Source organism: Vibrio pomeroyi (assembly GCF_024347595.1).
GTDB classification, from domain to species: domain Bacteria; phylum Pseudomonadota; class Gammaproteobacteria; order Enterobacterales; family Vibrionaceae; genus Vibrio; species Vibrio pomeroyi.
Map to the genome: position 1 here is coordinate 429,419 of NZ_AP025507.1, position 13,227 is coordinate 442,645.

At 45.1% G+C, this 13,227-nt stretch carries 12 protein-coding genes; 11 read left to right on the forward strand and 1 reads right to left on the reverse strand.

Going from position 1 to position 13,227, the window contains the following annotated elements:
• Nucleotides 1–100: 100 nt before the first annotated feature.
• The 10 genes from OCV12_RS18055 (at nt 101) to OCV12_RS18100 (ending at nt 11,450) form a co-directional block, all read left to right on the forward strand.
• Nucleotides 101–1,072: a choline ABC transporter substrate-binding protein gene (locus tag OCV12_RS18055; RefSeq protein ID WP_261886777.1), complete on the forward strand. Its 972-nt coding sequence runs from the start codon at nt 101–103 to the stop codon at nt 1,070–1,072.
• A 95-nt stretch (nt 1,073–1,167) separates the two neighbouring features.
• The gene (gene choW, locus OCV12_RS18060) at nt 1,168–2,010 is read left to right on the forward strand and encodes a choline ABC transporter permease subunit (protein WP_004736863.1); all 843 of its coding nucleotides are present in this window, start codon (nt 1,168–1,170) and stop codon (nt 2,008–2,010) included.
• 2 nt (nt 2,011–2,012) lie between these two features.
• Nucleotides 2,013–3,227 carry a choline ABC transporter ATP-binding protein gene (choV, locus tag OCV12_RS18065; RefSeq protein WP_261886778.1) on the forward strand — a complete coding sequence of 405 codons (1,215 nt, stop codon included), beginning with the start codon at nt 2,013–2,015 and terminating at the stop codon, nt 3,225–3,227.
• Between the two features lie 361 nt (nt 3,228–3,588).
• On the forward strand, nt 3,589–4,071 hold the full coding sequence (locus tag OCV12_RS18070) for a MarR family winged helix-turn-helix transcriptional regulator (protein WP_017632044.1): 483 nt from the start codon (nt 3,589–3,591) through the stop codon (nt 4,069–4,071).
• A 289-nt stretch (nt 4,072–4,360) separates the two neighbouring features.
• Complete coding sequence (locus OCV12_RS18075; RefSeq protein WP_261886779.1) at nt 4,361–5,776, forward strand: coniferyl aldehyde dehydrogenase; 1,416 nt, start codon at nt 4,361–4,363, stop codon at nt 5,774–5,776.
• Between the two features lie 52 nt (nt 5,777–5,828).
• On the forward strand, nt 5,829–6,272 hold the full coding sequence (locus OCV12_RS18080; protein WP_048664473.1) for a hypothetical protein: 444 nt from the start codon (nt 5,829–5,831) through the stop codon (nt 6,270–6,272).
• Nucleotides 6,273–6,449: 177 nt separating this feature from the next.
• Nucleotides 6,450–7,655, forward strand: coding sequence for an iron-containing alcohol dehydrogenase (locus OCV12_RS18085; protein ID WP_261886780.1), 1,206 nt, complete (start codon nt 6,450–6,452; stop codon nt 7,653–7,655).
• Nucleotides 7,656–7,815: 160 nt separating this feature from the next.
• Nucleotides 7,816–8,232, forward strand: a complete 417-nt coding sequence (locus OCV12_RS18090) for a tetratricopeptide repeat protein (protein ID WP_261886781.1) — start codon at nt 7,816–7,818, stop codon at nt 8,230–8,232.
• A gap of 106 nt (nt 8,233–8,338) precedes the next feature.
• Complete coding sequence (locus OCV12_RS18095) at nt 8,339–10,084, forward strand: arylsulfatase (protein WP_261886782.1); 1,746 nt, start codon at nt 8,339–8,341, stop codon at nt 10,082–10,084.
• Between the two features lie 118 nt (nt 10,085–10,202).
• The gene (locus OCV12_RS18100) at nt 10,203–11,450 is read left to right on the forward strand and encodes an anaerobic sulfatase maturase (RefSeq protein ID WP_261886783.1); all 1,248 of its coding nucleotides are present in this window, start codon (nt 10,203–10,205) and stop codon (nt 11,448–11,450) included.
• Nucleotides 11,451–11,574: 124 nt separating this feature from the next.
• Here OCV12_RS18100 and OCV12_RS18105 read toward each other — a convergent pair whose 3' ends face one another.
• Entirely contained in the window at nt 11,575–12,153 is a 579-nt protein-coding gene (locus OCV12_RS18105; RefSeq protein WP_261886784.1) for a TetR/AcrR family transcriptional regulator, read from the reverse strand.
• Nucleotides 12,154–12,473: 320 nt separating this feature from the next.
• Here OCV12_RS18105 and OCV12_RS18110 point away from each other — a divergent pair, with 320 nt between their 5' ends.
• Entirely contained in the window at nt 12,474–13,130 is a 657-nt protein-coding gene (locus tag OCV12_RS18110) for a QnrS family quinolone resistance pentapeptide repeat protein (protein ID WP_261886785.1), read from the forward strand.
• Nucleotides 13,131–13,227: the final 97 nt, after the last annotated feature.

Genomic DNA, 13,227 nt, shown 5'->3' on the forward strand with positions numbered 1-13,227 from the left:
ACAACAAAAATAGTAACACCAATCATAAGTCAAAAGTCAGCAGAACTGCCGCTATCCGTTTGAGATAGAGCAGCAAAAGGAAAGATCAAAAGGAACCATTATGACGACTCTAAATATTCAGAACGTGGCGACAAAAACGTTAACAACACTCGCTATCAGCTCATTTGCATTTGCGGCTAACGCTTCTGTTGAGCCACAGCAATGTGAAAACGTGCGCTTTGCGGATGTCGGTTGGACAGACATCACCGCAACGACGGCAGTCACTTCTGAGCTACTGAAAGGCCTGGGCTACAAAACCAAAACAGACCTGCTTTCAGTACCCGTAACTTACTCTTCTATGGCCAATGGCGACATTGATGTATTCCTAGGTAACTGGATGCCAACCATGGAAGGCGATATTGCTAAATATCGTGAAGCGGGCACTGTTGAAACCGTTCGTGCCAACCTTGAAGGTGCGAAATACACGCTCGCTGTACCTAAATACGTGTACGACGCGGGTGTGAAAAGTTTCGCAGACCTAGCAACGCATGCCGACAAATTTAAAGACCGCATCTACGGCATTGAGCCTGGTAACGATGGTAACCGCCTAATCCAATCGATGATCGATTCTGACGCATTTGGTCTAAAAGACTTCAGCCTAGTTGAATCAAGTGAAGCGGGTATGGTGTCGCAAGTATCACGCGCAGCACGTCGCAGCCAATGGATTGTTTACCTTGGCTGGGCACCACACCCAATGAACAGTAACGTTGAGATGGAATACCTATCTGGTGGTGACGACTTCTTCGGTCCGAACTACGGTGGCGCAAATGTTTACACCAATGTTCGTTCAAACTACCTGTCTGAGTGTTCAAACGTCGGTCAGCTTCTACAGAACCTAGAGTTCACTCTAGAGATGGAAAACCAGCTGATGGAAGAGATTCTGAACCAGAATGTGAAGCCTGAAAAAGCGGCGCAACAATGGTTGAACAGTAATCCACAACAAGTGGAAGCTTGGTTAGACAACGTAAAAACGCATAAAGGCGAATCAGCGACTCAAGCCGTTACTGAATACCTAAAACAAGTTAAAGCTTAGTTCTACCTATCTCAACAGCTACATAAATAATAAAGGTGGGCTTGCCAATGTATCGATTGGTTTGAAGTAGCCCACCCATAATAAAAGGCAATATTGTGAATTTTATTACGGAAAACAAAATCCCTGTCGGACAATGGATGGAAGCTGGTGTTGACTGGTTAACAATCAACGCAGCAGGCTTTTTTGATGCTATTTCTATCTTTTTAGAAACCGTTATTCTGTTTTTAGTCGATGTATTTAAATGGATGCCGCCTGCGTTGCCAATCGTGATTACCGCTGCGATCGCTTGGTATTTACACCGTAAATTGTCGCTGGTGATCTTCGTTGTCGCGGCGCTTCTGACCATCCTCAACCTTGGCTATTGGCAAGAAATGCTGGAAACCTTTGTTCTCGTCTTTGCGGCGACAACGATTTCCGTATTAATTGGCGTTCCGGTTGGCATCATGGCAGCACACCGCCCTTGGCTGTACACGTTACTGCGCCCAATCCTCGATTTAATGCAGACGGTCCCTACGTTTGTGTACCTTATCCCGACCTTGGTGCTATTCGGCTTAGGCATTGTTCCGGGCTTAATCTCGACCATTATTTTTGCTATTGCCGCGCCAATACGTTTGACGTACTTAGGCGTGACTAAAGTTCCTGAAGAGTTGATTGAAGCCGGTAAAGCCTTTGGTGCTAGTCGCATGAAGTTGCTGCTCAAAGTGGAATTACCTGCGGCTCTACCAAGCATTATGGCAGGTGTTACTCAGTGCATCATGTTGTCGCTTTCGATGGTGGTTATCGCCGCTCTTGTCGGTGCTGATGGGCTTGGTAAGCCAGTTGTTCGTGCATTGAACACAGTAAACATCTCACAAGGTTTTGAAGCCGGACTGGCGATTGTATTAGTCGCTATCATTCTTGATCGCTTGTGCAAAACACCCAATCAGAAGGAGGCTTAATCATGTCTAGCACTCAGAAAAAAAAGACAATGGACGCGATTACCATTAAAAACCTTGATGTTGTTTTTGGTGATAAGTCGAAGCAAGCGCTCGAGCTACTCGACCAAGGGAAAACTCGTCAAGAGATCATTGATGAAACTGGTCAAGTCGTGGGCGTAGATAATGTATCTCTCACGGTTGAAGAAGGTGAGATCTGCGTGCTGATGGGCTTATCGGGCTCGGGTAAATCTTCATTACTTCGTGCTGTGAATGGTTTGAATGAGATCAGCCGTGGTTCATTGGCAATCAAAGATGGCGATAAGCTAGTTGATTTGGGTGAGCAGTGCGATGAAGCGACACTGCGTCATTTACGCACACACCGCGTTTCTATGGTGTTCCAAAAATTTGCCTTAATGCCTTGGTTAAACGTGTTAGATAACGTGGCGTTTGGTCTTGAAATGCAAGGTGTCGCCAAAGATGTTCGTCGTGCGAAGGCGCGTGAACAGCTTGAAATGGTTGGCTTAGCCGAATGGGAAACGAAATTCCCACATGAGCTTTCTGGTGGTATGCAGCAACGTGTCGGTTTGGCGCGTGCCTTTGCCATGGATACTGACATTCTACTAATGGATGAACCGTTTTCGGCGCTTGACCCATTGATTCGAGCTCAACTGCAAGATGAACTGATTACGTTGCAAAACAAACTCAACAAAACGATTCTGTTCGTGAGTCACGACCTTGATGAAGCGTTGAAGATTGGTAACAACATCGCAATCATGGAATCTGGCAAACTGATCCAACACGGTAAGCCGGAAGAGATCGTACTGACGCCGAAAACGGAATATGTGAAGGACTTTGTTGCTCACACCAACCCGTTGAATGTGCTTAAAGGTCGCTCTTTGATGCAGCCTCTTGATTCGCTGACGCAAGAGAATGAAAGCTGGAAGATCTGCGATTCTAAAGACCTCTGGATTGAACAGAGTGAAGGTGCTTTATCGGTCAAAGGTGAATCTACTTTGGCGCTTGTCGAGTGGAGCGAGTCAGATGACTTAGCGGCGATCAGCGCGTCGAGTGTCGTGGTCACAAGCCCTGAAATTGGCATGCGTGATGCGATTAAGCTCAAGCAGATCAGTAATCATCCGATTTTGCTGGTTGAAGACAATCAATTGGTTGGGATCTTGGATAACAGCGAGTTCTACAACGCGCTGACAGGTAATTTTCAACTAAACAGTGCTGCTTAGTCTTTTGAACTAAAATAGTCAGATATCGAAACATTTAATAGGTAGTGGGGCCATCACAATCTCCCTACCTATTTGACGGCTCTGCTTTTTTATTTGTTAACGACTTCTGGCTTTTTGTTACCTTGTTAGCCGATATAAGAGCGAAAATCGTGACTCATTGAGCAAAAGTGTTGCCCTGCGCAAATTCAGAGGCATAGAAAAGATTGAGAATAGTATGAACATCAGTACAATGCGGAAAAATTAATGACGTAATTTATCAATTTACAGTGTAATTTGAGCGGTCCTGACTCCGATTTCATGAGAGTTCTTCGCTTCGACACTGTAAAACCACTCACAGTATATTAGTACAAAGGTCTGCATCTTGGACAAACATGACGAAATCCTAGTCGCTATTCGACAAATTATTCGCGCTATCGATTTACACTCGAAAAAGCTGAGTAAAGAGTATGGTTTGACTGGCCCTCAATTAATTCTAATGAGAGCAATCCAAGAAATGGGTAATGTGACGATCAAAGAATTGTCGAATCACACCAATGTAAGCCAAGCCACAACCACGACGATCATCGATCGCCTAGAGTTGAATGGTTACGTACAACGTATCCGTAGTGTTGCTGACCGTCGTAAAGTGCATGCGAACTTGACGGAAAAAGGCCAAGAGCTGCTAAACAATGCGCCACCGCCGCTGCAAGATAACTTCGTTAAAAAATTCCAAAACCTAGAGCCGTGGGAGCAAAGCCTACTGCTTTCTTCGATGCAACGCGTGTCGTCGATGATGAATGCAGAAGACATCGACGCTGCACCAGTTCTACAGCTTGAAGGCATTGCCAACGTTGCTAAGAGCTAGTTAACTAGTTGGATTAATTGTTTAAAAACAATGCATTAAGATAACATTTAATGGTCGCTTTAAGCGGCCATTTTTGATCCTGCTACCCCCCATTTATCTGGTTATATCAGCCTGATTTGTCTTTTCTTTATCTTTTTCTTCTTCCCACTTTTTCAAATTTACTACCTGTTATTTATTCAATATCTAGCCACTTCTTTCAGACAGCATTGACGATTCTCTGACAAAATAACACTAGACCGACCGGTTTGTTGTGTATTATTGTGTGTCTCTCTTAACCACGAGGTGATGTATGAAACATGAATTGACGGCTACACAAATGACAGTGACGTTGAAGAGTATGCAGGAAGCTTTTGCAGATGATCCGATGCCCACTGTGCCGGTGAGAATAGAACAGTTGCTTGCGCTGAAATCTGCTCTTATCGATTACACAGACCGTTTGTGTGTCGCGGTAAGTGAGGACTATGGTCACCGCAGTCGACAAGATACTTTGATGGCCGACATACTTCCTTGCTTAGGAAATATTGATCACACCATCGAGTGTTTGCCGCATTGGTCGACATCTTCCATTCGCCACTCAGGCCCTTTGCTTTCAACTTCGCGTGTTGAAGTGGTTTATCAGCCTAAAGGCGTAGTGGGGATCATTGCCCCGTGGAATTTCCCTATCATGTTGTCGGTTGGCCCGCTCATTTCAGCCTTGGCGGCAGGTAATCGAGCCATGATCAAAATGAGTGAATTTACGCCAGCAACCAATGACGTTTTAAGACAGTTATTGGATGAAGTTTTCAATGTCGATGAGGTGTGCTTGGTTGAAGGTGAGGTTGAAATTGCTGCTGCGTTTTCCGCGTTGCCGTTTGATCACCTTCTGTTTACGGGTTCAACCCAAGTGGGTCGTCAAGTGATGAAATCAGCGGCTGACACGTTAACTCCCGTCACTCTTGAACTTGGTGGCAAGTCGCCAGTTATCGTGGCAGAAGACATGCCGATCGATATTGCGGTCGAGCGAATCATTTACGGAAAAAGCCTCAATAACGGTCAAGTATGCGTTGCGCCTGACTACGTATTGCTGCCTGAAGATAAGCTCGAAGGTTTTATTAAGGAATATAAAAAACAGTACCAACTGCTGTTTGATGAAGGGGTCTATTCCGAGAATTTGACGTCCCTAATTAACCCTCGCCAATGCGACCGCATCGTGGGTTTGTTGAATGAAGAACAACAAGCAGGAACGCGAACCGTGGCCTGCCATGACGACGCGATGGACTTAGATTGCCAACGACTGGTGACGCATCTGATTGTAGAGCCAAGCCTGTCATCCAAGGTGATGAACGAAGAGATTTTCGGCCCGCTATTACCGTTGATTACGTATCGCAATATTGAAGAGGCGTTCCAAATCATCAATAGCAAACCAAGGCCTTTGGCGCTGTATCTGATGAGCTTTGATTTAAGTTTACAGTCTCAGGTTAAGCACCAAGTTCATTCCGGAGGAATGTGTATCAATGACTGTGTTTTCCACTTGGCGGTAGACGACGCGCCGTTTGGTGGCATTGGTGAATCAGGGCTGGGCAATTATCACGGTAAAGAAGGTTTTCTTACTTTCTCTCATGCCAAAACCGTATTGGAAACAGGCTTAGATCACCGTGTTAAGCATCTGTTTTCAAAAGAAGACAACGAATTAAAAACAGCAGTGATGAGCATGCTAGGCAAGTAAATCACACCTGACATTCAGCTATTTATTTTAGAAACTATTCAAGAGGTTATTTATGTTGGAACGTTTTTTTGAAAGAACCATGAAATCGTATTTGATGATTACTGGATTCTTAACCGCCACTGCTTTTTCCACCTTTTTGGCACCGGATTGGAGTATGCAGACCCTGTTTTCGTACAACGATACAATGATGGAAAATAAAGAGTATCTGTTGGGTACTTATCAGCACTGGGGTGTGATGGTTGGCTGTATTGGTGTGTTGCTGATGTTCTCGGCCAAGTACAAATCGCTGCGCACTTCGACCATGATTTACAGCGCATTTGAGAAGTCGATGTTTGTTGGCATCTTCTTATACAACGTCTGCATTAATGACTATGAGTGGTTTTATGGTTGGAGTGGTGTGTTTGCGCTCGATGCGTTTGTGACCGTCTACTCTTTGGTTTATCTCTACTACTATCTCAACCGAGACAAAACAAAGGTACCCGCTCACTTGCGTTAACCTTTGTCGTTCAACTCGTTGAATCTAATATTCCTAAGCCCGCATTTGCGGGCTTTTTTCGTTTTCGACAAATGATCCTCAATGATCTTAATTGACATATCTTTGACATTAACACCCTAGACCGACCGGTTTGTATTGGTTATTGTTTAGTCATCAAACATAAACGAGGTAAACACCATGACTACCAATAACTTTAACTTTCAACTGAAAACCATTGTTCATGCTCAAGAGAACGGCATCGAAAATATCCCTTCTTTGTTTGCTCGCTTAGGTGCAAAAAGAGTCGTACTTTTTTCTGACAAAGGTTTGGAGTCTTTGGGCTTTGTTGAGCAATTCTCAGCGTTGTTTGCAAACCAGACGATGAATCAAGAAGCAAATCATCAAGCGACTAAGCTCGTTGGTGTGTACACCGATATTGCGCCAGACGCGACTTGCGACAACATCAACGCTGCGATTGAGTTTGCTAATAACTTGGATGCAGACGCTATTTTGTCTGTCGGTGGAGGCAGTGTGATTGATGCTTCTAAGGGCGTGAAATACGCACTTCATAAGCAGATTGATGATATCCGTACCGTGATTGCAGGCGGTGGCTTTATGGAAGTTTGGCCAAACAATGAAGACATTCGAGTGCCTCATATTGCCGTACCAACAACGGCGGGTACTGGCGCTGAAGCTTCTCCGATTGCGGTTTTTTACAACGAGCATGAAAACATTAAGGCAAGCTTAGTAGCGTCTGGTTTGGAGGCTGACATTGCGATTCTTGATCCGACTGTCACCACCAAGCTGCCTGCTCACCTGACTCGTTCAACCGCAATGGATGCATTAACGCACGCCGTTGAGGCCATTGTTTCTCCAATGAGCAATGCCTTTACCGATGCCTACGGCATTCAAGCTGCAAAACTGATTGTTGAAAACTTACCCGTGGCACTTGAGGAGCCTGAAAACCTAACGGCACGTGGCAATCTTCTTCAGGCGAGCACGATGGCGATTTCTGCGTTTTATTCATCGCTAGGTGGCATTCCTATCCATAACTGCGCCCATGCCTTTGGTGCGATTAGCCATATCCCACATGGCGATGCCAACACGGTACTGATGCCAGTTGTAATTGAAGCACTGCCGGAATTCTATATGCCGAACGCAATTAAATTAGCTCAAGCATTCTCGCTAGAGAGCACTGGAACGGACGAGATGATTTACCAACGAGTGTTGGATTTCTTACACAACTTCCAAACCCAAGTTGGTGCGATGAAGCGTTTCAGTAGCTGGGAATTTGATGACCAAGAGAAGCGCAATATTGCTCAAGCGATTGAGAAAGATATCTGCTTCCAGTTCTACCCAATCTCAAAACAAACGATTGAACAGATTATAGAAAAATCAATTTAGTCGTCTGATTAAGCATCCCAAAATTCACTGTAAATCGAGGAAAAGTTATGAAGATTGAAAACGTATTGCTATCGAGCTTGTGCATCATCGCGCCGTTTCTACTTTTCACCTAATTCACTCGACAGGGACGTTGTGACCTTTATTCCTGAGGAGGAAATAAATGTTCAATAAACGTTTAACTACCGTGATTCTGACTGGTGTTGTGACGGTTCTGCTTTTTGCCAAGGCAAGCGTTGGCAGCGAAAGCTCTGTGGCCTTATCTGAACAGCACCGAGATGTCGTTCAGGTGTTGGATGAAGCCTATGAAGGACAGTCTGAAGCACAACTTGCTCTCGCTTATCGGTATTTGAGCGGTGACGGTGTTGAGCAGAATGACGAGAAAGCGGCGGAGTGGTTTAAAACTGCAGCCAGTGCCGGTAGCCCTGAAGCTCAAACACAGCTTGGCCTAATGTACTTCTCCGGAAGTGGCGTTCAGGTTAGCCAAGCGGAAGCTGTCACTTGGATAGGTCTGGCTGCCGCTCAAGATTATGACCCTGCGCTCGACTTATTACATTGGATGTCCCAAGCCGCGCACTAATTCAGATTCTAACCAAAATTAGTCACAGAAAAGGTTAACCACAGAAAGGTTAGTCACAGAAAAAGCTAATCACAGAAAAATTATTCACAGCTATTGGAGACATCTTATGCATACATTCAAGAAATCCCTATTATTCACCGCGATGGCCGCCGCAAGTAGCGCCGCCTTCGCCGCCGAATCAGACAAGCCGAACATCGTTGTTATTGTCGGTGATGATGTTGGCTTTGCTGATACCCAGCCTTATGGTTCAGAAGTCGAAACACCGAACTTGATGGCGTTAGCCGAAGAGGGGGTAAAATTCACCAACTTTCATGCATCACCGACCTCATCAGTCACTCGCTCAATGATGTTAACTGGAGCGAACAGCCACGAGGTTGGGCTAGGTACCTTTGATTATGCTGTCTATCCGGGCGCGATTGGTAAGCCGGGCTATGAAGGTTACCTCACCAAGAAGGGCGTAACAGTGGCTACGCTGCTCAAGGAAAATGGCTACAACACGTATTTATCGGGCAAATGGCATTTAGGTCATGATGATGGTTTTTTACCAGACGACAGAGGTTTTTCGGAAAGTTACGGTATTTTAGCGGGTGGTTCGAATCACTTTAACCGCGACATGATGTTCCCAGCCAAAAACGCCGCGACAGCAGATGCGCTGCAAAAAGGTGACATTCCCGGTGTTGAAGTTGAGCCTACCTACAGAAACGGTGAAGTGGTTGAGGACAAATACAAAGGCGAGTACTCAGACCAAGTTTATACCAACGAACTCATCAAGATGATCGATGGCAAGAAAGACGATGGTAAGCCTTTCTTCGCTTATCTTCCTTTCACTGCCATACACCTTCCGCTGCAAGCACCAGAATCAGCGTATCAAGATAAAGTCGATTACTACGTCGAACATGGTTGGGATTCGATTCGTGAAGACCGCTTTGAACGCATGAAGGAGATGGGCGTTATTCCTAAAGATGCCGATATCTCAAGTCGTAATGCACTAAGTCGCCCTTGGGACTCCTTGTCTGAGAAAGAACAAGAGTGGTATGGCAAGAAGATGGCGGTGGCAATGGGCATGATGGAGATGCAAGACCAACAAGTCGGTCAGGTTGTCGATTACCTAAAAGACATTGGGGAATACGACAATACCTACATCATGTATCTGGCAGACAACGGCCCTGAAGCCGCGGACATTACCGGTGAAAACATCAGTGATTTGATCCGCACATGGACGGCGCATCACTTTGACAACTCGACGGACAACCTAGGGAAAGCCAACTCCAGCGTGTCATTAGGCCCTGAGTGGGCAAGTGCATCAACCGGTGGTTTGTCTTGGTATAAAGCGTACACGGCTGAAGGTGGTATTCGAGTCCCATTCATTGTTAAGCCTGCGAAAGCACTCTTAGAAGGCGAGCAAGCGCTGCAGCCAGGTACTCAAACTGATGACTTATCACAAGTAAAAGACATCGCAGCCACCATTCTTGAAATCGCCGATGTAGAGCACCCAGGAATAGAGTATCAAGGTCGTGAAGTGGCCCCGATGAGTGGTGTGAGCTTGCTGCCTTACTTTAAGGGCGAAACTACAGAGGTTCACAGTGCTGATAATACGATTCCATTTGAGTTGTTTGGCAGCGGGATTTTGCTCAAAGGGGATTACAAGATCATCCGAATCTCTACAGGCATGGGCGGTGACAGTGAATGGCACCTGTACAACACCAAAAAGGATCCGGCTGAGCAGCATGACTTAAGAAACCAAATGCCAGACTTGTTCCTAGAGATGGTTGCTGAGTATCAAGAGTACGAAAAAGCGCAAAACATTGTGCCAGTGGATGAAGCGTGGAACCCGTTTGAGAACGTGAAATAGAGGAAACAAACCACTCGGCCAACCTAATGCTACAGGCTTGGTTGGCCGATGAACACCGTGTAAAGGAATTACGAATTGTTTCGGCTAATACAATAACTTTTACATCGAGGAATTCTTCATGACGACCTTATCACTATCAAACCTGAGTTCGGTTCCGCAGTTTAATGGCAAGGCGCACAGCAAGCTTCAAGCGTTGGCAAAACCCATTGGTGCCGTGTGCAATATCAACTGTACTTACTGTTATTACTTAGAGAAACAGCAGTTGCTTGAATACCCAAAAGGATCTCAATATGTGATGGATGAAGCGCGGCTAGAGTTGTATATCAAGCAGTATATTGAGGGGCAGAATACGCCGGAGATTATCTTTTCTTGGCATGGTGGAGAACCAACTCTGCTCGGCATTGAGTATTTTGAAAGGGTCGTGGCGTTACAGAAAAAATATTGCCCTAGCCACAGTAAGATCAGCAATGACCTGCAAACCAATGGCACCTTGTTGAATGATGATTGGTGTGAGTTCTTCAAGAACAATGACTTTATCATAGGTGTGAGCATTGATGGCCCCGAACACTTACACAATCACTACCGAACCAACCGCGCAGGAAAAGGTACTTTTTCTCAAACCATACGCGGAATCGGTTATTTAAAAAAACATCACGTTGAGTTTGCGACCTTAACCTGTGTGAACGATGTGACGGGCAAATACCCGTTAGAGGTTTATCGTTTTCTGCGTGACGAAGTGGGTTCAAAGCAGTTGCAGTTTATTCCTGTGGTGGATAAGCGCGAGGCTCATACCAACAATAAATGGTTGAGCAACCAACAAGCGATCATTCCTGTTTCTGGTGAGGTTGAGCCTTGGAGCGTGGGTTCAACGCAATGGGGAGAGTTTCTTTTGACGGTTTTTGACGAGTGGTTCGAACACGATTTTGGCCGAGTGCTTGTGCCTTACTTTGAAAATTTCGTCGGTGTGTGGATGGGAAGAGACAGTACCATGTGCACGCTGAGTGAGATCTGCGGCAAAGGGTTAGCGGTTGAACCTAATGGCGATGTGTATTCGTGCGATCATTACGTCTTTCCTGAGTTTCAGCTGGGCAATATTCACGAGAAACCGCTATCGACGCTGGCGTTTTCACCTGCTCAGCAAACTTTTGGATTCGCGAAGCAAAAATCACTACCTAAACAGTGCCAAACCTGTGAGTTTAAATTTGCTTGTCATGGTGAGTGCCCCAAGAACCGAATTATCAACAGTCGTGATGGCGAAGCCGGACTAAATTACCTGTGTGAAGGGTGGCTCAAGTTCTTTCAACATATCGATCCTGTGCTCAATGCTTTGCTAAAAGCCAATAACACCGCGCCACGGATGGGATAAGCGAATCAATGACGTGATAAGCAAAATCTTAGGTAGAAAAGAATAAATCTAGGTAGAAAACGAACAAGCCTGAAAAGAAAAAGGCTCGCTATATAAAGCGAGCCTCTTAGCGTGCAGGAGTTGGTTAATCTTTTGAACTCATCGCAAGCAATGTTTCTTCCATGGCATTGTTCAGAATCGAACGGTTGCGCTGCATCGCTGCCATTAGCGTAGAGCCTAGCCATAAGCCATAAAGCGTGCGAGATAGCGTTTCAGGTTCTGCGATATTGAAATCACCCGCTTCATTGCCTTCTTCGAATAGCTTAGCCATACGTAGGATTATCTTTTCTGCACCTTCTGCCATGGTTGATTGCAACGGGTTAGCAGACCCAGATACTTCACCTGCTAGCTTGACCACAAGGCATTGAATATTGAAGTCTTCAGTCAATTTCGATGCACACCAGAATTCGAAGTAGGTTTTAACGCGGTCACGACGAGATAGAGTATCATCACTCAGAAAGTCATCAAGCTTAACTAGGTGATCATCAAAGTAGTTGCCTAGAAGGATTTCGCCAAAGTGCTCTTTGGATTTGAAGTAGTGGTAAAAAGAACCTTTGGTCCCTTCGGCTTGGTTGATGATTTTCATCAGGCCAACGCCAGCAAATCCGTGTTCATTAATAAGGCTAAACCCTGCATCGAGCATAGCTTGTCGCATGTCTTTCATTGGTCTTACTCTTTATGCCGAGAATGATGATTAGTGTAGCGATATGCATACCAACCGTCCAGTCTAGAGCGTTAGGGTTTAGTCTATAATTGCCTCGTTTCGTCAAAATAGCTTTATCTTCTATTTAGCCTTCTAAGCAACAAAACTTTTTTCAAAATAAGCGTGTTCTAATAACAGGAAATAGCCTGCTTAAACTGCCCGTTTGGGGCCTTAAAATGGCTAAATTGACATGTTTTAAGTTACTGTTTTTGTTGGTTTTTAATTTGGTGTTTTCTGAAGATCACAATGGTAGTCTTAGCTTAATTTCTTTAGGGGGCTAAATGGACACCAATAACAGCACTTATCATCAACACAGTTTTGCTCATCAAGATCTGTCTGAAATGACATTTACCGCATGCACTTTTATCCGATGCGACTTCAGGCGTTCAAACTTACGCGATGCAACGTTTGTCAATTGTAAGTTCATAGAGCAAGGTGATATCGAGGGTTGCCACTTCGATGTTGCAGACTTAAGTGATGCAAGTTTTCAGAACTGTCAGCTCGCCATGGCCAATTTCAGTAACGCCAATTGCTACGGTATTGAGTTACGCGAATGTGATTTGAAAGGCGCCAACTTTACGCGAACAAACTTTGCTAATCAGGTGAGCAATCGCATGTATTTTTGCTCGGCGTATATCACTGGCTGTAACCTGTCTTATGCTAACTTCGAACAGGCCTGCTTGGAAAAGTGTGAGTTGTTTGAAAATCGCTGGATAGGCACCTATCTTGCCGGTGCATCACTGAAAGAGTCTGATCTCAGCCGCGGTGTATTCTCGGAAGATGTATGGGGACAGTTCAGCATGCAAGGAGCAAACTTGTGCCATGCTGAATTAGACGGTTTAGACCCTCGTAAGGTCGATACATCTGGAATTAAAATTGTGGCTTGGCAGCAAGAGCAACTGCTTGAAACTATGGGCATTGTTGTGATGCCTGATTAATAGAGTGGGTGGAGCTAGGACAGCGAATAGTGGACAGTGTTGTTTTGTATGACTAACGCTTGTTACACTATAGCCTCGCGGCTGCACATGTTTATAT